Below are 20,808 nucleotides of genomic sequence, written 5' to 3'. Positions count from 1 at the left end.
CTTCCCGAGTCGCACCGCCCGCGACGCCAGCCCGCCCAGCAGAAGGAATGGTCACACGCAAACACTCGCACAACCAGCAGCCGATATCACGAACCGACACGCAAAGATCTAGCTCTGTAGTACTAGCGCCCGGCGTCTGCAACTACCACGACTCGTCGACGAGTCGTGGTGTCTTACGCGCGAGAGACCACGACTCGTCGACGAGTTGCGGGTCCTGGCCGCCATTCAACGGCAACGCACTGGTGAGGGCCCGGAAATGGGCCCTCACCAGGGTCGGTTCAGTGGCCGCTGGTGTACAGCGCGGCGACGTCCGCGTCGGACAGCGCCCGGTCGTAGACGTGCACCTGGTCGACCGCGCCCTTGAGGTAGTCGACCGGGTTCCCGCCGTACTGACCGCGCCCGATCACGGTGTGCCCGGTCGACGCGTCGCCGAGGCAGGCGTTCTTCGTCGCCGCGAGCTTGCCGTCGACGTACAGCTTGAGCTGGCCCGACGCGGCATCACGGACACCGACGACGTGATACCACTGACCCGGCGCCGGAGCCGCCGGAGCCAGCGCGCGGGCACCGACGAAACTGAACGCCAGCCGCTTGTCCTGCCCCGAGTACTGCAGGAAGAACGCGCTGTTCGACGTCGAGTCCTGGCTGACGAGCGTCTGGAACGCGCCGCCGACCGTGCCGTCACCGGAGTCGTCGAACTTGACCCAGGCGGCGGCGCTGTAGTTGCCGGTCGTGTCGAGCAGCGCGGCACCGGTGTCGGCGAACTGGCCGTCGCCCTTCGCTGACAACGCCGAACCCGACTTCCCGGCCGTCCAGCCCGCGCCACCCGTCAGGGTCGCGTCGTGCGTTCCGGCGGAGTCCTTCGCGACGGTGCCCTGGTTCTCGTCGAAGGCGTACGCGTCGATCCCGTCCAGCCCCGGCTTGCCCGGCGGCAGGGCGGGCGGCTTCACAGCGCCCACCGAACTCCCGGCACGGATGACGTCCTCGTTGGCCGCCCGCACCTTCGCGACGTCCATTTTGGTCACCTGACGGTCATAGGTGAAGAAGCCGTTGACCTCCTTCTCCACGTCCGTCGTCTGGGTGTACACGCCCGCCGAAACACCACACTGCAGCTCGGCCTGCTTCAGCCGCTGCTGGAGCTGCGCGTACCGCGCGGTGAGCGTCGCGCTGTCGGGCTCCATCTCGTAGGCGAAACTGCCCGCCGGGTCGAACTGGTGCCCGTCGACCTTGAGACCAAGACCGCCGTACTCGCCGTCGACCGCCGCCCGCGTCGCATCCGGTGAAGGTGTGCCCGGCCCGACGTACGAGTGGTCGTCGAACAGGTCACCTCGGCCGCTGTCCGGCTCGGAATCACAGCAGTTGACGCCCGATTCGGCGTTCACCAGCCGCGACGGGTCCCACGCCTTGACCTGGTCGGCGATGCGGCCGACCTGGTAGTCGCCCCAGCCCTCGTTGAACGGCACCCAGGTGGTGATCGACGGGAAGCTCGAATGCTGGTCGATCATGCGGTGCAGCTCGGATTCGAAGTTCACCTGCGCGGCGGGGGTCGCTTCGACGCCGGTCTTCATCGCGGGCATGTCCTGCCACACCAGCAAACCGAGCTTGTCGGCGTAGTAGTACCAGCGGTCCGGCTCGACCTTGATGTGCTTGCGCACCATGTTGAAGCCGAGTTCCTTGGTCTTCACCAGGTCGAACTTCAGCGCCGAGTCCGTCGGCGCGGTGTAGATCCCGTCGGGCCAGAAACCCTGGTCCAGCGGGCCGAGCTGCATGACGAACTTGCCGTTCAGCATCGTCCGGTTCTTGCCGTCCGGGGTCTTCGCGATGCTGACCGAGCGCATGCCGAAGTACGTGCCGACCTCGTCACCGCCGGAGAGACGCACCTTGACGTCGTAGAGGAACGGGCTGTCGGGCGACCACAGCTTGGCATGGGGCACCGACAGTTTCAGCGGCTTGTTCGCGTCACCGCTGACGCGCGCGACCGGCCGGTTCCCGTCGTAGGCCACGGCCTCCACCCGCTGCTTGACCGGCCCGCCGACCAGCGCGTTGACCGCCACGGTGCTGCTCGCCACGTCCGGCGTCAGGTTGACCCGGTCGATGTGCGCGCTCGCGACCGGCTCCATCCACACGGTCTGCCAGATGCCCGAAGACGGCGTGTAGAAGATGCCGTCCCCCGGCTTGCGCTGCTTGCCCAGCGGCTGGCCGCCGGCGTCGTTCGGGTCGGCGACCCCGACGACGATCTCCTGGTCCTTGGCCGTGGTCAGCGCGTTGGTGACGTCGACGGAGAACGCGTCGTACCCACCGGTGTGCTGCGTGACCTTCTTTCCGTTGACGTACACGGTCGCGTCGTAGTCGACGGCCTGGAAGTGCAGCAGCAGCCGCTGGTCGTTCTTGCCGACCTTCCAGTCCTTCGGCACGGTGAAGCCGCGCTTGTAGAACATCTGCGTCTCGTGCCGCATGATGCCCGACAGCGCGGACTCCACCGGGTAGGGCACGAGGATGCGCTCGGCGAGGTCCTTGCCAGCGCCGGTCGGCGGCGCCTGCCCCGGCGTCGCGGCGGCGAACTGCCAGACGCCGTTGAGGTTCTGCCAGCGGTCCCGCGTGAGCTGCGGGCGCGGGTAGTCCGGCAGGGCGTTCGAGGGCGACACCTGGTTGGTCCACGGTGTGGTCAGCGGCGGTGTCAGCCGCTTCCAGCCGGGGTCGGCGGACGGCGCGGCGGAGGCGACACCCCCGCTGGCGGTGGTCACTAGGAGGGTGAACAGGGCGGCTAACGCGGTCCAGCGACTTCGGTGGGCCATCAAGATTCTCCTGTTGTCGGGGATTCCGGTGCGGGGAGTGAGCCGATGGTGAGCAGGATGTTGGCGTAGTGCCGCTGATCGCCGGTGGCGATCGTGGCGGCGAGCTGGTGCCCGCGGCACGCCTGGTAGAACTCCTCCCGCCCGAGTTGTCCGAAGTGGACTTCCGGGCCGAGGATCGTCCGGTAGCCCGGCTCGGCCGGGCAGGTCGAGCCGTCGTCCGGCCGCATGAGCGCGGCCGCCTCGACCGGGGTCGCGTCGACGAGGGTCTCCAGTACCTCGGTGACGGTGACGAGTCCCGGCCGCAGATTCAGGTGGATCACGGGCGCGTGCCCGCTGGTGTTGGTCCGGTGGGCGTAGTTGGCGTCGGCGATGAGGACGCGGCTGCCGTGGCCCGCTCCGGCCAGCACGGACAGCAGTTCGGGGTGGATCAGCGAATAACGCAGCATGCGGGCTCCCCGGGGGTTAGCGGTGGGTGCGGGGGCGGGCCAGCCAGCGCTGGATCACCACCACGATGAGCAGGAAGGCGCCGCTGACCACCGACTGGTAGTTGCTGTCCAGGGTGCCGATCTGGTTGATGATGTTCTGGATGACGTTGCGCAGCGCCACCCCGATCACCGTGCCGATGACCGTGCCGGCGCCGCCGGTCAGCAGCGTCCCGCCGATCACCACCACGGAGATCGCGTCGAGTTCGGTGCCGACACCGATCACCGTGACCCCGGACTGCAGGTACGCCGCGGTCAGCGCGCCCGCGAAGCCCGCGAGCAGCCCGCTCATCGTGTACACGGTGATCTTGGTGCGGGCGACGGGAAGTCCCATCAGCAGCGCGGACTGCTCCGCGCCGCCGGTGGCGAACAGCGACTGCCCGAACCTGGTGCGCCGCAGCAGCAGCCCGCCGAGTCCGAAAAGGACGATCGCGAGGTACACCGGGACGCCGACGCCGAAAATCTCACCGCGGCCGAGCTCGAGGAACGCCGAACCGTCCTTGATCTTGTACGTCGTCGCACCCTCGCTGGTGATCGCGAGCAGCAGCCCGCGGGCGAACAGCAGCGACGCGAGGGTGACGATGAACGGCGCCAAACCCGTGCGGGCGACCAGGATCCCGTTGATCAGCCCGATCAGGCCGCACACCGCCAGCGGAAGCGCCAGCGCGACCAGAAAACCCCACTGGGAGCCGTAAGCCGCGAGGACGCCGCCCAGCGCGTACACCGAGCCGACGGACAGGTCGATGCCGCCGGTGATGATCACGAACGTCATGCCGAGCGCGATCACCGCGAGGAACGAGCTCTGCAGCGCGAGGTCGCGCAGGTTGTCCGCGCTGCCGAACCGCGGGAACGACAGCCAGGACACGATGATGACGACGACCAGCACGGCCGCCGCGCCCTGGCGCTGCAAAAGTCCCGCCATCAGCTGGCGGCGCGCGCCCGCGACGGGCGCCGTCGCGGGGGCTTCGGTGACGCTCATCGGGTGCTCCGCTCACGGGCGACGTAGACCGCGACCACGATGATCGCGGCCTGGACCAGCTGGGCGGTCGAGTCCGGCAGGTCGTGCTTGATCAGCGTCGCCCGCACCAGCTGCATCAGCACCGCGCCCATCACGGTGCCGAGGATGCGGACGCGGCCGCCGGTCAGCGGTGTGCCGCCGACCACCACCGCGGTGATCGCGGACAGTTCCATCAGCAGCCCGATGTCGGCCGGGTCGCTGGCCCCGAGCCGCGCGGTGGCGAGCACCCCGGCGATCCCGGCGAACACCCCGCACAGCGCGTAGACGCCGACCAGCACCTTCCTCACCGGCAACCCGGCCAACGCACTGGCGGACCGGTTGCCGCCGACCGCGACGATCCGGCGGCCGAACGTCGTCCTGCGCACCAGCAGTCCGGTGAGGACTGACAGCACCGCGGCGACCAGCACGCTGATCGGGATACCGAGCAGGTCGCCGGTGCCCAGCGTCAGGAAGCTCTGGTCGCGGACTCCGATGAGCTGGCCGTGCGCGATCACCAGCGCCAGCCCGCGCCCGCCGACGAGCAACGCCAGCGTCGCCACGATGGGCTGGATCCCGATGTAGGACACCAGGAAACCGTTGAACAGCCCGGCCGCGAGCCCGGCCACCAGCGCGACGAGCACCGCCGCGACCGGGCCGTACCCGAGGTAGAGCGGGATGAGCGCGGCCGAGAGCGCCATCACCGCGCCCACCGACAGGTCGACGCCCTCGGTGCCGATCACCAGCGCCATGCCCAGCGCGACGATGCAGACCGGGGCGGCCTGCACGAGCTGGGTGCGGAAGTTGGCCGCGGACAGGAAGTTGTCGGTGAAGGCCAGGTTGAACACGAGCAGCAGCACGACGGCGAGATAGACGCCGTAGGCCTGCAGCCAGCCCGCGACCTGCGCCTTGGTCCAGCTCCGCGCGACAGCGGTGTCAGTCATCCTCGCCCCCTTCCGCCGCGATCGCGGCCAGCACGTTCGCTTCGCTGACCTGGTCGCCGACGAGCTCCCCGGCCACGACGCCGTCCCGGAGCACGACGAGCCGGTCGGCGCCGTCGATGAGCTCCTCCATGTCCGACGAGATCAGCAGCACGGCCAAGCCCTCCTTCGCGAGTTCGTCGATCAGGGCCTGGACCTCGGCCTTCGCGCCGACGTCGATGCCGCGGGTCGGCTCGTCGAGCAGCAGGATCCGCGGCTCGGTGCACAGCCAGCGCGCGAGCAGCACCTTCTGCTGGTTGCCGCCGGACAGCTCCCCGACCTTCTGTTCCGGGCTGGACGCCTTGATGTGCAGGCGTTTCATGAAGATGTCCACGACCTTGTCCTGCTTGGCCCGGCTGACCAGGCCGAAGCGGGACAGCCTTGGCAGCGCGGCGAGCACGATGTTCTCCCGCACTGACAACGTTGGCACGATGCCGTCGGCCTTGCGGTCCTCCGCCAGGAGGCTGATGCCCGCGCGCATGGCGGCGCCGACGTTGCCGGACGGGAGCTGTTTGCCGCCCACCAGGACCCGGCCCCCGCTGAGCGGGAGCGCGCCGAGGATCGCCATGGCCGTCTCGCTGCGACCGGAGCCGAGGAGCCCGGCAAGGCCGACCACCTCGCCCGGCCGGATGGACACCGACACGTCGGACAGCGCGTGTGGACTGGTGAGGTTTTCCGCGCGCAGCAACGGTTCCCGGTCGGCGTGGTGGTCCTCGCCGAAGCCGGTGACGCCGTGCGCGCGGATGTCGCCGATCTCCCGGCCGAGCATCATCGAGACGAGCTCGATCCGCGGCAGGTCCGCGAGGTCGCCGGTGTGCACGTGTTTCCCGTCCCGCAGCACGGTCACCCGGTCGCACACGCGGTACAGCTCGTCCATCCGGTGGCTGACGTAGACGATCGCGATGTCCTGTTCCCGCAACCGGTCGATGACCGAGAACAGCGTCTCGACCTCTCGCGGCTCCAAAGAGGACGTCGGCTCGTCCATGATCACCACGTGCGCGTCGGTCGACACCGCCCGCGCCAGCGCGACCATCTGCTGCGCGCCGACGCTGAGCGTGCCGAGCGGCCGCCGGACGTCACCGGTGATGCCGTAGCCGACGAGCAACTCGGCGGCGCCGGTGTTCATCTTCTGCCAGTCGAGCAGCCCGAACCGGGTGCGCGGCTCGCGGTCGAGGAACACGTTGCTGGCCACGCTCATCAGCGGGACGAGGTTGACCTCCTGGTAGATCGTGGAGATCCCGGCCTGCTGCGCGGCGTTCGGCCGGGCGAACCGGACCGGCTCGCCGCGGTGGCGGATCTCGCCGCCGTCGGGCTGGTAGACCCCGGTCAGCACCTTGATCAGGGTGGACTTCCCGGCGCCGTTCTCGCCGACGAGCGCGTGGCACTCCCCCGGCCGCAACGAGAACGACACCGCGTCCAGCGCCTTGACACCGAGGAACTCCTTCGAGACCCCGACCGCGCCGAGCACTGACTGCTCCATTGTGGACATTCCCCGCTCAGTAGGCGTTGGCGACCTTCTGGGCCGCGTTCGTCTCGTCGTACTGGTCGTCGGAGATGACCACGGTGGGCGGGACGGACTTGCCGTCCTCGAACTCCTGCAGCGTCTTGAACGCGAGGTTGCCGAAGCGCGGGTTGGACTCGATGACCGCGTTGTAGCTGCCGTCCGCGATGAGCTGCACCGCGTTGCGGGTGCCGTCGATGGAGACGACCTTGACGTCCTTGCCCGGGTTCTTGCCCGCGGCCTTGAGCGCGTTGACCGCGCCGATGCCCATCTCGTCGTTCTCGGCGTAGACGGCGGTCAGGTCGGGGTGGCTCTGGATGAGCTGCTCCATCACGGCCTGGCCCTTGGACCGGTCGAACTCACCGGTCTGCTCGGCGACGATCGACAACCCGGCCGCGGACTTGAGCTGGTCCTTGAAGCCCTGGGTGCGGTCGGTGGTCACGTTGTTGCCCGAGGCGCCGAGCAGGATGGCGACCTTGCCGGTGCCGCCGGTCACCCGGATCATCTCGTCGGCGGCGCGCTTGCCCTGTTCGACGAAGTTGGAGCCGATGAACGTCAGGTAGTCGGTGCACGGCTGCGAGGTCACCTTGCGGTCGACGGTGATGACCGGGACCTTCTTCGCCTTCGCCGCGTCGAGCGCGGGCTGGAGGCCGTCGGAGTTCAGCGGCGCGACGATCAGCAGCTGCGCGCCCCGGTCGAGCAGGGACTTGATGTCGCTGATCTGCTTGTTGAGGTCGCTCTGGGCGTTGGTGGTGAGCAGCTTGTCAGCGGCGATGCCGAGCTTGGCGGCCTCGTCCTTGATGGACTGGGTCTCCGCGATCCGGAACGGGTTGGCCTCCTTCTCCGACTGCGAGAAGCCGATCACCGCGGACTTGAGATCCACCTTCGGATAACCCGTCTGGGTGATGGTGCAGCCAGGGCCCGCCTGGGTCGCCGGGGCGGCGGACGCGGCGGGGCCGCCACCGCTCGACGGCGCGGCGGGGGTGGTCTCGCTCTTGGCGCACCCGGCCAGTGCGACCGAGGCGACGGCGGCGGTGACCAGGACAATTCGGGCACCGGTGGGAACGGTGGATGGGGACATCGGAACTCCTCGGAAAGACTGGACGAACGACAGCGCGCGGCGGGCCGGCAGGTGACCCGAGTCACTCACGACTTGAGCTGACCACGTTTTTACCTCGTCGATACAACGTTGTAAAGAGCTGTCTCCCGCGGCTACACTCCGACGAACGCCACCCGGAGCGTGAAGGAGAGCCGTGCATGGCAGCGACGCTCAAGGATGTGGCCACCCTCGCCGGAGTGTCGGTCAAGACCGTGTCTAACGTCGTGAACGGCTATGAGTTCGTCAAACCGGAGAACCGCAGGCGCGTCGAGGAGGCACTGGCCTCGACCGGCTACCGGCCGCACGTCGGCGCGCGGAACCTGCGCCGCGGGCGCACCGGCTTCATCGCGCTCGTGGTGCCCGAACTGAGCATCCCGTACTTCGGCGAACTCGCCGGGCTGGTCATCACCGCCGCGCGGGCCCAGGACTGGAACGTGCTGATCGAGCAGACCCAGGGCACCCGCGCCCAGGAACGCTCGACACTGGCCTCGCTCGGGCCGCACATGATCGACGGCGCCATCGTGGGCCCGGAAGCCCTCGAAGCGGAGGACTTCGCCGAGCTCGCCGGCGGCGTCCCGCTGGTCATGCTCGGCGAGCACGCGATCGACGTGCCGATCGACCACATCGCCATCGACAACGTGCTCGCCGCGAAGACCGCCGTGCGGCACCTGATCGAGACCGGCCGCCGCCGGATCGCGGCCATCGGCCAGAACCCGCACCGTGGCACGGCCGCGCTGCGCCTGGCCGGGTACCGCGCCGCGCTCACCGAGGCCGGGCTGCCGATGCGGGACGAGCTCGTCGCGACGGCGATGACCTACCACCGCAGCGACGGCGCGCAGGCCATGGAGACGCTGCTCGCGCTGCCCGAACCCCCGGACGCGGTGTTCTGCTTCAACGACCTCCTCGCGATCGGCGCCCTGCGCACCGCGACCGAACGCGGCTTGCGGGTGCCCGAGGACGTCGCGCTCGTCGGCTTCGACAACACCGACGAAGGCGCGTACAGCGTCCCGTCGCTCACCACCATCGCGCCGGACAAGGGTGCCATCGCCAGGACGGCGGTCGAGCTGATCCGCCGTCGCACCGGGGGCGACGACGACCCGTTTCCCCCACAGGACGTCCAGACGCCCTTCATGCTGAAAGTCCGCGAGAGCACCATCGGCCGCCCGGGGGTGTAAAAGGGCAGCGAACCGGGGACAAGAGGGAAAATATCCCTCAGCCGGGTTGTGGCTCGTATCACAGCGATCCACAGTTTGTTGTCGACAGCAACAAACTCCCCGGTCTGAGGTGACAGCGTTGTCTCTCACAATCCCCCGCTGGCGCACAATCCCCCGCTGGCGCACAATCCCCCGCTGGCGCACAATCCCCCGCTGGCGCACAATCCCCCGCTGGCGCACAATCCCCCGCTGGCGCACAATCCCCCGCTGGCGCACAATCCCCCGCTGGCGTCGTGCCGCCCGCATCCTGATCCCCGTCCTGGCGATAGCCGCATCCGTGCTGGTCAGCGCCCCTTCCGGCGGCGCCAGCCCGGCCGCCGCGTTCTCCGACGACTTCGACGGCCCGGCAGGCAGCGGAGTCGACGGTGGCAAGTGGCAGCAGGAAGCCGGCGACAACATGACCAACCACGAACGCCAGTGGAATACCAGCGGCACGAACAACGCGGCCATGGACGGCCAGGGCCACCTGGTCATCACCGCCAAGAAAGAAAACCCCGGCAACTACAACTGCTGGTACGGCTCGTGCGAGTACACCTCAGCGCGGCTGAACACCGCGGGCAAGTTCACCCAGGCCTACGGTCACGTCGAGGCTCGCATGAAGCTCCCGCGCGGGCAGGGCATGTGGCCCGCGTTCTGGATGCTGGGCGACGACATCGGCGCCAACGGCTGGCCGAACTGCGGCGAAATCGACATCATGGAGAACGTCGGCTTCGAGCCGAACACGGTGCACGGCACCATCCACGGCCCCGGTTATTCCGGCTCCGGCGGCATCGGCGCGGGCTACAACGGCCCCAATTTCTCCGACGACTTCCACACCTTCGCCGTCGACTGGGCGCCGAACTCGATCAAGTGGTCCGTGGACGGCAACGTCTACCAGACCCGCACACCCAGTGACCTCAACGGCAACCGCTGGGTCTTCGACCACCCGTTCTTCGTGATCCTCAACCTCGCCGTCGGCGGCTACTGGCCCGGCGACCCCGACGGCAACACCCAGTTCCCGCAGCAGCTCGTCGTCGACTACGTCCACGTGAGCTGACGACCCCCGACTGGCGGCAGGTGGACCGAGGCGGGTCCACCTGCCGTCTTTCCCTGACCACGGCCAAGGTCCCTGAAGGCCACCTTCACGGCGTTTTACGCCGTGAAGGTGGCCTTCAGGGATCATCCAAGCTTGAGGGCGTCAGACGAGGTCCGGGCGTTGCCAGGGCTCGTCGAGCACGTGGTGATCGAGCCAGGCGAGCACCGTTTCGTACCAGACCTTGACGTTGCCGGGCTTGAGCACCCAGTGCCCCTCGTCGGGCAGGTACAGCAGCGCGCTCTCGACGTCGTGTGCCTGCAACTCGCCGTACAGGGCCAATCCCTCGCTCACCGGGCAGCGGTAGTCGAGCTCGCCGTGGGTCACCAGGGTCGGCGTGGTGACCCGCTCGACGTGGGTCGACGGGGACCACTGGGTGTAGAACTCCGGGTACTTCGCCGGGTCGCCGAACCACATCTCCCATTCGCCGAGGTCGTCGGTCGTGGGACGGAAGGAGCGGAGGTCCCAGATGCCCGCGTGGGAAACGGCGCAGCGGAACCGGTCGGCGTGGCCGATGATCCAGTTCGTCAGGTAGCCCCCGTAGGACGCGCCGGCGACCGCGGTGCGGGTGGCGTCGAGATCCGGGCGTTCCAGTGCGGCGTCGGTGAGGGCGAGGAGGTCCGTGTACGGGCGGCCGCCCCATTCCTGCCAGCCGCGCTCGAGCATGGTGCGGCCGTAGCCGGTGGACAGGGCCGGGTCCGGGAGCAGCACCGCGTACCCGCGGGCCGCGAAGAGCTGCGGCTGCCATCGCCACGACCAGGCACTCCAGGACAGGACCGGGCCGCCGTGCGGGAGGACCACCAGCGGCGCCGGGGACTCCGCTGGCGCCGGGGTGATCAGCCAGGCGCGCAGGGCGGTGCCGTCGTCGGCAGTGGTGTGGACTTCCTGAAGCAGGCCGGGAAGTTCGACCGGCAGCGCCGCGGCGTGGAGCACCTTGGGGGTCTGGTCGGGGGCGTGCGGGTCGAGGACCACGACCTCCGGCGGCGTCGCCATCGTTGAGCGCAGGGCGTAGATCGCGGAACCGTCGGGGGCGCACTGGAGGTCGGTGACCGCGCCGTCGGCGCAGAGGCGGATCGGGGCGGCCGCCGCTGCGCCGACCTCGCCGTCGACCTCGGCCCCGACCTCCACACGGAAGAGCGGGCAGCGGCCGTTCTCGTCCGCGGTGAACAGCAGTGCGCGGCCGTCCGGTGTCCACTGTGGACTCAGGGGGAATTGCCCGAAGTCCGGGGCGACGTGCCGCGCCGAGCCATCGGCCAAGGACACCAGCCACAGCTGGATGTCCCAGGGGCGATCGGTGGTCGGCAGCCGCATGCGGGTCACCGCGGCGTGGCGGCCGTCCGGGCTGCAGACGACGTCGAGCTCGAAGGTGTCCGGCTCATTCAGCAGCGTCCGGCGTTCGCCGGTCTCGACGTCGATGGCGACCAGGGTGCGTTCGCAGCGGGCCTTGCCGACCTCCACCTGCCAGATCGCGAGCACGGTGCGGCCGTCCGGGGTGATGTCGAAGCTCAGGTCCGCCACGAGCGCGGTGCCGGAGTCGCCGGTGAGATCGCGCAGCGAGCCGTCCGGCCGGACGACGAACAGCCGCCGGGCCCTCGGCGCGTTCGGGGAGTCCCAGTAGCGGTAGGGGTAGCCCTCGAACAGCAACGCCGAGGTGCCTGCCTTCTTCCTGGCGATGGCCTTCGCCCGGTCCGCCTCGAAGGTGTCCGTGCCGGGGAAGATCTCGCTGAGCACCACCGTCGTCCCGGCGTCGGCGGCCACCCGGACGGCGGTGATCCCGGCAGGGGTGCCGGCGACGAAGCGGGCCTCTCCCCCGCCCGCGGGCAGGTGCCAGAGTGCGGCGGCCTCGTCCGTGGCCGCCGGTTCGCCGGGGGCCGCCTCGGGATCGGGACGCCGGTCGGTGAGCAGCAGGCCACCGTCGGGGGCGAGGGCCGCCGCGGCCAGGCCGGGACGGCGGCCGGCGAGCCGGCGAGGCTCCCGTGCACCGGCGGGGTCGAGCTCCAGGACCTCGGTGGCGAACGCGGCGCCGTCGGGATCGGGCGACGCGGACTGGACCACCAGCCGCCCGCCGGGGGCCACGCGCAGACCCGACAGCCGCGGGAACGTCAGGTAGGTATCCAAGTCCAGAGCCATTGGGCCGACCCTACTGATCACCCCTGGCGGGGAACACCGACTTTGGTGGCAACCGTTGAAACCGGCAAATCGGGCACCGTGACCCGCGGCATCGGGATTCCATTCCATAAATGGACGCAACGCGGTGCGCGAAACTTGGCCGCCACCGCGAAAAGGAAACAGGAAACCGCAGCCGAACGCAGCCTGCCGCCTTACCGTGCAATACGACCGACACTCAATACCACCATTCAAAGGTGCAGGTAGGGCCTTCAAAAAAAGGACAGCACGCCTAAGCCAGTGTTTTCGGTTACACCTTTCCGGACGCCGGAAATCCCATACACCGATGGTAAATTGCCGATTCGCAAAGTCCTGTTCTCAGCGGAATGAAACAGAGGGGACGCAGTGGAAATCCGGAATTTGATCAGCTTCGTCGAAGTGACCAGGAGAGTGGGCTTCACCCGAGCGGCCGAGCACCTCGGCTACGCCCAGTCGAGTGTGACCTCGCACGTGCACAAGCTCGAATCGGGCCTCGGCGTGCAATTGTTCGTCCGTGGCCGCGACGGTGTCGCGCTCACCGAGGCGGGCGCGCGTCTGCTGCCCTATGCCGAAAAGATCATCAGCCTGTCCGAAGAGGCGGAAGAAATGGTGGGGGGCGGGGCACACCGCCGCACCCGGTTCGTGGTCGGCGCTGTGGAGACGCTCGCGACCTATCGCATGCCCGACGTACTGCGGCAGGTCCGCGCGAAATTCCCCGATTTGCGCCTTTCCGTCACTTTCCTGCGGTGCGAGGACGCCGCGGACGCGGTCGACTCGGGCCGGGTGGACATGGCCGTGGTGCTGACCGCGCCCTTGGGCCACCAGCAGCTGCGCTCGGAACGCATCGCCGAGGAACGGATCGTGCTGGTGGCCGCGGCCGGTCATCCGCTGGCCACGCTGCCGGAGGTCCTGCCGGCACACCTGCGCGGGGAGGTCGTGCTCGTGACGAGCCCGAACTGCTCGTGCTGGCAGGTCCTGCGCCGCGAGCTCGCCCCCGAGCCCACGCCCGACCACATCGAGCTCGGCACCGTCGAGGCGGTGAAACGCGCGGTGGCGCAGGGCGGCGGGCTCGCCGTGATAGCGGGGGTCGCCGTCGACGCGGAACTGCGTCGCGGTGAGCTGGTCACGCTGCCGTGGCGGCCGGCCGTCGACGTGCACTCGATCCTGGTGCACCGGCGGACGTCGATCTCGGACGCGTTCCGCCAAGTGCGGGAGGAGATCGTGACCGTCTGGCGGCGTCAGGACGCGGCCGAGCCGCTGTACGTGGCGACCGGCGAGCGGGGGGTCAGCCGTCCCCGTCGCGCCGGCGTTCCCGGTGCTGGCTGACCCGCGACCGGTTTCCGCACACCGCCGACGAACACCATTTGCGGCGCGTTCCGCGTGACGTGTCGAGATAGGCCATCTCGCAGTGCTCGCCCGAGCACATCCGCATCGAGTGCACCAGTGGCCCGCTGAGCAGATCCAGCAGGTCCAGCGCCAGGAAGGTCTTGGCCTCGGCCAATGACCGGGCCGACGCCAGCTCCACCTGCAGGTCTCCGGCGCTGGTCACCCGCAGCTCCGGCGGCGGGACCCTGGGGCCCGCCGCGGTCGTGTTGACGGCCCGGACGTCGGCGTCACCGGCGGGGTCACCCAGCAGGACAGCTCGCACGATCCGCTGCATCGCCTCCCGCAACGAGATCGCGTCCGCGTAGGCACGCCCGTCGACGTCGAGCGCCGCGGGCATCATCCCGCTCTCGACCAGCCAGGCGGACCACCGGGCTGGGGACGCGAGCCGCTCATTCGGCACCAGCCCGCCGCGATTGCCCACCGTGGCCAGGAAGTCGAGACTCGGCCGCCCCGAGTCGAAGCGGAAACGCACGTCCGTCCTGGTCGCCATCACCGGCACCTCCCGCTCCTGCACGCCCGGCTGCACGTGCGCCGATTCCGTGATCATTCTCCCGCAGCCCGGACACGCCGGGATCCGGCCCGAAAACCATCCCGCTCCACAGGCACTGCGCGGTACCGCCGAGTGCCGCACCCGCGATGCTCACCCGGGCGACGATCACCCACCAAGTTCACCATAGGCGCAGGTAGCGCCCTCAGCACACTCGCCGTCCACGGTCAGGTGGCGAATCCGCGCTACTGGCTCACCGGGACGACCGGCCGCTCCCGCACGACGAGCAGGACGCAGCCGCCGGGGCTGCTCACCTGGTGGGTGCTGTCCGGCTGTTCGACGATCAGCGAGCCACGCGGGTAGACGTCGCCATTGTCGTTGTGCAGCTGCCCTTCGAGCACGAACATCAGCTCGTGGCCCAGGTGGCGATGCAGGTCGCCGTGCGCACCGGGTTTGAACGAGACCAGGAACATCGTGCAGCCTTCGGGCCCGCTGACACCGGGGGTGACCAGCCAGCGGATGTCGACCGCTTCCCGGCCGGGCTGGACCCACTCCTGCCACTCGAGGGCGTCGCTGGTGGCCAGGTTCCCGTCGAGCAGGCCGCTCAGCACGAAGACGTCGCGCAGCGAGGCGGGGGTGGAGTTGGTGACGGTCATGGTGGAATTCCTTCGCCACGGACTTCAGGAGAGCGAGACGCGCCGGACCATACCGCGCGCGACGTCCGGGGCGGCGGCGAGTGCCCGGTCACCGCACGCCACTCGCAACGGCGGTGGTGCTGGTGGTGGTGAGCCGAACCTGGGCCGGGACCCAGGTGATGGCCGCCGCGATCGCGTCGGCGTCCGCGAAGAAGCCGTCGCGCGGCCCGGGACGGCTACTACCCACCTGGGTGAACCAGCGGGTGTGCTCGGTCGGCAGGCCCAGCGCGTACAGCCCGGTGACGGGCAGCCCGGCGAGGTCGACCAGCCGGCACGGCGGCGGGGTGACGCGCAGGCCGCCGGTCTCCAGCCGTTCGCCGGTGAGGTCGTCGACCGCCACGAACTCCCCGGCGAGCCCGTCCTCCAGCAGCCCCGCCAGCAGTGGCGAGAGGTCCCGTCGCAGGTCCGGGACCGGGATGCGGGCGTCGATCAGCACGCTCAGCTCGTGGCGCGAGCCCCGCACCGAGGGTGATTGGACGACGAACGCGCCCGCGTCCTCGTCCACGGCGAACCGGGCGTCGGGCCCGGCGACGGTGATCATCCCGGCCCGGAGCAACGCGAGGAACTGCTCGACCCGGAAGTCCGGCGGACCGGCCGCGAGCAGCGAGTTCACCGGGGTGAACCAGGCCGCGAAGTCGTCGCGGTGCGAGGCCGGGCGCAGGCCGCCGAAGTCGACGGCCGCCCGGACGCAGCCGCGGACGTCGCGCAGGGTGTCGAGCGCCGCCTTGAGCGGGTTCGTCACGTTGCCGCCGCGGGCCTCGGCGAGGTCGTCGTCCAGCAGTTTCAGCAGCGCCTCCCGGAACTCGTCCTGGCCGTCGAAGCGCAGGCCGTGGAACGGGCGGGCCAGCCGCTCCAGCTCCATTTCGTCCACATCGGACAGTCCGAAGGCGGCGCGGAGCGCGGTGGTGCCGCGGCCGTCGGCGACGCACTCGCGGTGCCGGGCGCGGAACTCCCGCTCGCGAGCGAGCCCGTGGCGCTGCCGCACGTGCGCGGCCAGGTAGGCGTGTTCGAGCTCGAGTTCGAGCAGCGGCAGCACCTCGGTGCGGAAGTCCAGCTGGACCGTGCCGCGTTCCCGCAGCGCGCGCCCGCGCGCCTCGGCGATCGCGGCCGGGGTGGCGAACACCGCGCTGAGCCGGTGCTCCACCGCCTTCTCGTTGCGTCCCCGCGCCGGGAACGGCAGGCCGCTGCGCGAACCGGCGACGAGCTTCGGCTCGGTGCCGCTGGGCAGGTACCGCAGGACGCCACCGGGGTCCCGCTCGAAGCGGCCGCCGCGCCCGGCGGTCAGCGCGAGGACGATGTCGTAGCAGGCAAGGCCGAGCCCGAGCAGGCCGACGACGTCGCGGGGGCGGAGCTCGGCCAGCGGCAGGTCGGCGGCCGAATCGGCGTTGAGGTAGCGCAGGCCGGGGTGGCGGTCCGCGAAGCGCGCGAAGCCGTCGTCGGTCTCGGTGGGACGCAGGCGCGGATGCCCGGTGCACAGCACCACCGCGTCGGCGCGGACCTGCTCGCGGCCGCCGTCCAGCTCAAGCCGGTAGGTCCCGGCGGCGGCGTGCAGCCTGGTCGTGGTCGCGGCCAGGTGCAGCACCTCGACACCGTCGGGCGCCGAAGCGACGAGCGTGCGGTACGTGTCACGCAGGTAGCGGCCGTAGACCGCGCGCGGGGCGTAGTCGTCCGGGCCAAGGGTGGCGAGCTCGGGTTCCGGCTGCCGGGTGAGCCAGGCGGCCAGCGACGGCCCGGCGCCCGGCCGGTCGGGGCCGCCGCCGGACGGGCCGGAGAACATGGTGACCTGCCCGGTGACGGTGTTCATGGTGAAGACCTCGTCCTGATCGGTGCGCCAGATCCGGCCCGCGCCCGGCGGGAACGGGTCGAGCACGAGGATCCGGGTACGGCCGGTGCCGCCGTCGAGCCGCACGAGCAGCCGTTCGAGCACGGCGAGACCGCGGGGTCCCGCGCCGACGATCGCGATCGTGCGGACAGTCCTGGTGTCGTTCACTGTGTTCCCTCCACAAGGGTCGGTGCGCCGGTCAGCGGCGCGGGCTGGTGGTGGTGGTCATAGCGGCGCTCGACGGCCGAGAGCATCCGCAGCAGGTCGGCGGCGCCGACCCGGCGGGCGCCGGACGCGAGGCGGGGCAGCGGCAGGCGGCCGACCGAGGCCCAGCGCAGGCGGCCGCGGCTGTCGAGGACCGAGCGCGTGCGCCCGGCGTTGTCGGCGTGCAGGCAGTACGGAACGTCCAGCAGGCCGAGGCGGAAGGCCAGGATCAGTGCCTCGCCGACGTCGGGATCCAGCGAAAGCACGGCTTCGACCAGCGCGGTCGCCTCGGCGGCCAGCCCGGTGTCGGGCACCGGGCCGGTGCCGGGTCCGGTGGCCGCGGCGGTGTCGTGGACGAGCCGGAGGCTGCGGAGGTTCTCCTCGACGGTCGGGATCCGGTGCGCCTCGGCGGAGGTCTTGACGATGATCCGCGCCGCGCCGCCGCGCACGGCGAGCCGCGCGCTGTCCGCGATGAGCCGCAGTGCGCCGGACTCGCTGCGCGGGAAGACGCCCATGTAGGTGTAGAGCACGATGTGCCAGCGGACACCGGGGAGCAGGCGCGTCGCGAGCGAGCGCAGGGCCGCGAGAGCTTCGAGGTCTTGGGCGGCGTTGGTCTGCTGGGCGTAGCTGAGCGACAGGCTGCGCAGCCCGCGCTGCCGGAAGAACACGGCTTCCAGCACGGAGACCGCCACCAGCAGGGCAGGTGGGCAGAGCTGCCCGAGCAAGCAGCCGCCGAACGTCTCGACGTGACAGACCTCGTCCCGCGCGGCGAGCAGGTCCGCGGCGCGGCGCCAGTTGGCCACCGACTCCGCGAGCGGCGTCCGGCCGTAGGGCAGGCAGTAGGAGACCGGGCCGCCCTCGGTGTTGACCAGCCCGCTGCGTTCCATCGCGCGGACGATGTCCCCCGGCACGGCGGACCCGTGGCGCACCTGGACCGGGAAGTCCGGCCCGGCCAGGCCGTCGAGCACGGCGTCCGTCACCGCCGGGCCGTGCGCCACGATCGGGAAGCCGTTGAGCGGGCGGCCACCGTCCAGCGCCCGGCGGGCGGCGGCGTGGTCACCGACCCGCGTGTAGCTGTCGAGGGTGATGGTGCCGACCGCGGGCAGGCCCGCGCCGCGCACCGCGGCGAGCCCGGCGCGCATCGCCCCGGCCGTGGCGAAACCCATGCGGGGTTGCACGACAAGCGCGGCCGAACGCCGGACGAACGCGCCGAGTTCGTGGCTCATGCGAGCACCTTCTCGGGCAGCATCTTCTGAGGCAGCTCTTCCGAAAGCACGGAGAGGAATCCGGCGAGCCGCATCGGGTCGGAGCCAGCGGGGTAGACCGCCGTGAAACCCGCGTCCAGCAGTTCGGTGCCCAGCGCACTGTCCGCGGTGCCCGCGACCCCGAGCTGGCCGCCGATCACCATCGGGAGCGCGGCGAGGGCGGGGATCGCCCGGACCACCCTGGCCACCCGGGCGCCGTCGAGCGCGCCGTGCCCGTTGACCGTGCTGAGCACAACGGCGTCGGGGTCGTGGTGGAGGCAGGCGTCAACGAGCAGGGCGTCGGGGACGCAGGCGCCGAGCGCGACGACGTCGAACCCGAGCTCCTCGATCAGGAGCTGGAGATAGACCAGGTTCCAGGTGTGGGAATCGGAGGAGACGCTGGACACCAGCACACGTCCGCGTGATTTCCCTTGTGCCGCAACGGGTTTTTCCATGCCTTCGACGCTAGCCACGGGGGCGGTGCTCCCGTAAGGCGAAGCGCCCCGGAAGAAACCGATGGCAGCCCCGGACATCGCTATACCCGATCAGGCGAATCGGAGAATCCGATGCGACCGGCTTCCGCTGTCCGGAATTTACCGTGCCCTGACGCGGCGGGCCATCACTCGAAGCGGGACGTGTCCCCCGCGCCGCGGCGGACGATCACCGGTTCGCCGTCGGAGAAGTCGATCACCGTGGTGGGCTCGGTGCCGCACTCACCGGAGTCGAGGACGCCGTCGACCACGTGCTCGAGCCGTTCCTTGATCTCCCAGCCCTGGGTCATCGGCTCCGCCTGGTCGGGCAGCAGCAGCGTGCTCGACAGCAGCGGCTCGCCGTTCTCGGCCAGCAGCGCCTGCGCCACGACGTGGTCCGGGATGCGGACGCCGACGGTCTTCTTCTTGGGGTGCAGCAGCTTGCGCGGCACCTCCTTGGTGGCGGGCAGGATGAACGTGTAGCTGCCGGGGGTCGACGCCTTGATCGCGCGGAAGACCGTGTTCTCGAGGTAGACGAACTGGGCGAGCTGCGCGAAGTCGTGGCACACCAGCGTGAAGTGGTGCTTCTCGTCGAGGTGGCGGATGGACTTGATCCGGTCGATCCCGTCCCGGTTGCCGAGCCGGCACCCGAGCGCGAAGCAGGAGTCCGTCGGATAGGCGATGAGCCCGTCGGCCCGCACGAGGTCGATCACCTGGCTGATCGCCCGCCGCTGCGGATTCTCCGGATGCACGTCGAAGTACCTGGCCATCCACCGAGCTTAGGAGCCGGCTCCCCGGCGCGCCCGGCGGGTCGTTCACGGCCGCCCGGCACTCGAGTGTCATGAAAGGGTCTTTCAGGGCAATTTTTGCCCTGAAAGACCCTTTCATGACACTAAGCGGCCGGACAAGGACCTGCGCGGAGCCCGCTCAAGTCCGCCCGGACGCACCCGTCCCGGCGGACCGAGGTCCTTGCGGCCGAACAGCCGGACAGCCCGGCGGGCTAAGGTCTTCAGATATGGACGCAGAGATCGCCCGCCTGGGACTGGCAGACCGCTCCGTCCGGCTCCTCACCGGCGGGGAAGTCTGGGCCGAGATCACCCCGCTCCTGGCTCCACGCCAGGGCTCGCTGGCCGCCGCCATGGCGTCGGTCGGTCCCGACGCCGCTGAACTGTTACCGCTGCGCCAGGGCGATTCGCTCATCACCGACGCGAGTCCCGCCGCCATCGAGGCCGGCACCACGAGCCCCCGGGTGCTGCTCGATTGGGTGAAGGCGGGCGTCACCGTCCACTCACTGCCGCAGCTGAACGCGAAGCTGGTGGTCGCGGAGGGCACACCGGCCTTCGTGGTCGCGGGATCCGCCGACGCCGCGGGCTCGTCGTTGTTCGAAGCGGTGATCCTCTCCTACGAGACGGCCACCGTCGACGAAGCACGCGACGCCTGGCTCGACTGGTGCCTGGAAGCGGGCCCGGCGCTCACCGCGGGCGACCTCGAACCGCTGCTGGAGGGCTCCGGCGCGCCGGAAGCCGAACAAACCGCAGAACCGCAGGCCGAGGCGGAAATCTCCGTCCCGGACCCCGCTCCCGAGCCCATGGTGGCACAGGTCATGCAGACAGAAACGCCGACAGAAACCGAGCCCGCAGTCGCCCCAGCACCCACGCCCGCCCCCGCGGTGGTCGTCGAGGAGGCCGAGGAGCCGGACACCGCCCCCGCCGAGGACGTCCCCCGGCCGCCGTGGCCCAGCCCGGTCGAGCTCTACCTGGTCAACCTGCTCGAAGGCGGCGACCCGTCCTCCGAGGCGGAATACGCGCTGGAGGACCTCACCAAGCACCACGCGTGGGTCGACGAAAACGGCGAGTCGCCGTTTTCGGTCGAGCTGTGCTGGCACGACCAGGAATCCGGGCAGGCCGTGCCCATGGTCTACCGGCCGGGCGTGCACCTGATCCGCGTCTACGGCACGAAGGCGGGCCAGGCACGGGTCGGTTCGCTGATCGAGCCGCCGGGGCTGGTCCTGCACTCCTACCGCGACGAGTACTCCTACCCGCGCCGCACCTACAGCTACCTGCTCACCCGGAAGTCGGCGCACAAGCCGCTGTTCGGCGAGCTGCGCAAGGCGCTGGCCACGATCGGCGAGAAGCCGAACTTCCGCAACAGCTTCCAGATCCCGCGCAAGATCGACGCGCTGATCTCGCTGTGGCCGGATCTCGACTTCGAACCGCGCTGA

At 70.2% G+C, this 20,808-nt stretch carries 16 protein-coding genes and 1 pseudogene; 4 read left to right on the top strand and 13 right to left on the bottom strand.

What is annotated here, in order from left to right; translation table 11 throughout:
* Positions 1–278: 278 nt before the first annotated feature.
* The 6 genes from QMK34_RS24985 to QMK34_RS24960 are packed head-to-tail and all read right to left on the bottom strand — an operon-like array spanning position 279 to position 7,830.
* Positions 279–2,792 carry a LamG-like jellyroll fold domain-containing protein gene (locus tag QMK34_RS24985; protein ID WP_326416754.1) on the bottom strand — a complete coding sequence of 838 codons (2,514 nt, stop codon included), beginning with the start codon at positions 2,790–2,792 and terminating at the stop codon, positions 279–281.
* Positions 2,792–3,238, bottom strand: coding sequence for an RbsD/FucU family protein (locus QMK34_RS24980; RefSeq protein ID WP_326416753.1), 447 nt, complete (start codon positions 3,236–3,238; stop codon positions 2,792–2,794). Before QMK34_RS24980 ends, QMK34_RS24985 begins: the two co-directional genes overlap by 1 nt.
* 16 nt (positions 3,239–3,254) lie before the next feature.
* Positions 3,255–4,253, bottom strand: coding sequence for an ABC transporter permease (locus QMK34_RS24975; RefSeq protein ID WP_442785206.1), 999 nt, complete (start codon positions 4,251–4,253; stop codon positions 3,255–3,257).
* Positions 4,250–5,212, bottom strand: a complete 963-nt coding sequence (locus tag QMK34_RS24970) for an ABC transporter permease (protein ID WP_326416752.1) — start codon at positions 5,210–5,212, stop codon at positions 4,250–4,252. The genes QMK34_RS24975 and QMK34_RS24970 overlap by 4 nt, the downstream gene beginning before the upstream one ends.
* Positions 5,205–6,737: a sugar ABC transporter ATP-binding protein gene (locus QMK34_RS24965; RefSeq protein ID WP_326416751.1), complete on the bottom strand. Its 1,533-nt coding sequence runs from the start codon at positions 6,735–6,737 to the stop codon at positions 5,205–5,207. Before QMK34_RS24965 ends, QMK34_RS24970 begins: the two co-directional genes overlap by 8 nt.
* Before the next feature lie 7 nt (positions 6,738–6,744).
* Complete coding sequence (locus QMK34_RS24960; RefSeq protein ID WP_326416750.1) at positions 6,745–7,830, bottom strand: ABC transporter substrate-binding protein; 1,086 nt, start codon at positions 7,828–7,830, stop codon at positions 6,745–6,747.
* A gap of 176 nt (positions 7,831–8,006) precedes the next feature.
* On the opposite strand from QMK34_RS24960, the gene QMK34_RS24955 reads away from it, so the two are divergent.
* On the top strand, positions 8,007–9,023 hold the full coding sequence (locus QMK34_RS24955; protein ID WP_326416749.1) for a LacI family DNA-binding transcriptional regulator: 1,017 nt from the start codon (positions 8,007–8,009) through the stop codon (positions 9,021–9,023).
* 298 nt (positions 9,024–9,321) lie between these two features.
* Positions 9,322–10,095: pseudogene (locus QMK34_RS24950) on the top strand (glycoside hydrolase family 16 protein); the annotation flags it as partial.
* Between the two features lie 144 nt (positions 10,096–10,239).
* Here the strand turns inward: QMK34_RS24950 and QMK34_RS24945 are convergent.
* Positions 10,240–12,264 (bottom strand): S9 family peptidase, encoded by a 2,025-nt coding sequence (locus QMK34_RS24945; protein WP_326416748.1) that lies wholly within the window; start codon positions 12,262–12,264, stop codon positions 10,240–10,242.
* A 381-nt stretch (positions 12,265–12,645) separates the two neighbouring features.
* Between QMK34_RS24945 and QMK34_RS24940 the strand changes: the two genes are divergently transcribed.
* Positions 12,646–13,605, top strand: coding sequence for a LysR family transcriptional regulator (locus QMK34_RS24940; RefSeq protein ID WP_326416747.1), 960 nt, complete (start codon positions 12,646–12,648; stop codon positions 13,603–13,605).
* Here QMK34_RS24940 and QMK34_RS24935 read toward each other — a convergent pair.
* From QMK34_RS24935 to QMK34_RS24910, 6 genes are all read right to left on the bottom strand, one after another.
* On the bottom strand, positions 13,565–14,212 hold the full coding sequence (locus QMK34_RS24935; protein WP_326416745.1) for a CGNR zinc finger domain-containing protein: 648 nt from the start codon (positions 14,210–14,212) through the stop codon (positions 13,565–13,567). The genes QMK34_RS24940 and QMK34_RS24935 overlap by 41 nt on opposite strands.
* Before the next feature lie 185 nt (positions 14,213–14,397).
* A complete protein-coding gene (locus QMK34_RS24930) occupies positions 14,398–14,808 on the bottom strand; it encodes a cupin domain-containing protein (RefSeq protein ID WP_326416744.1) in 411 nt (136 codons plus the stop codon).
* An 88-nt stretch (positions 14,809–14,896) separates the two neighbouring features.
* On the bottom strand, positions 14,897–16,837 hold the full coding sequence (locus QMK34_RS24925) for an FAD/NAD(P)-binding protein (protein WP_326416743.1): 1,941 nt from the start codon (positions 16,835–16,837) through the stop codon (positions 14,897–14,899).
* On the bottom strand, positions 16,834–18,099 hold the full coding sequence (locus QMK34_RS24920; RefSeq protein ID WP_326416742.1) for a methylaspartate mutase: 1,266 nt from the start codon (positions 18,097–18,099) through the stop codon (positions 16,834–16,836). Before QMK34_RS24920 ends, QMK34_RS24925 begins: the two co-directional genes overlap by 4 nt.
* Positions 18,096–18,572: a cobalamin B12-binding domain-containing protein gene (locus tag QMK34_RS24915; protein WP_326416741.1), complete on the bottom strand. Its 477-nt coding sequence runs from the start codon at positions 18,570–18,572 to the stop codon at positions 18,096–18,098. Before QMK34_RS24915 ends, QMK34_RS24920 begins: the two co-directional genes overlap by 4 nt.
* A 164-nt stretch (positions 18,573–18,736) precedes the next feature.
* Positions 18,737–19,357 carry an L-threonylcarbamoyladenylate synthase gene (locus tag QMK34_RS24910; protein WP_326416740.1) on the bottom strand — a complete coding sequence of 207 codons (621 nt, stop codon included), beginning with the start codon at positions 19,355–19,357 and terminating at the stop codon, positions 18,737–18,739.
* Positions 19,358–19,602: 245 nt separating this feature from the next.
* On the opposite strand from QMK34_RS24910, the gene QMK34_RS24905 reads away from it, so the two are divergent.
* Positions 19,603–20,808, top strand: a complete 1,206-nt coding sequence (locus QMK34_RS24905; RefSeq protein WP_326416739.1) for a hypothetical protein — start codon at positions 19,603–19,605, stop codon at positions 20,806–20,808.

Origin of the sequence: Amycolatopsis sp. H20-H5 (assembly GCF_035828755.1) — a bacterium.
Lineage (GTDB): Bacteria > Actinomycetota > Actinomycetes > Mycobacteriales > Pseudonocardiaceae > Amycolatopsis.
Note: the sequence above shows the minus strand (reverse complement) of the source record. Positions and strands in the feature narration are given on the sequence as shown.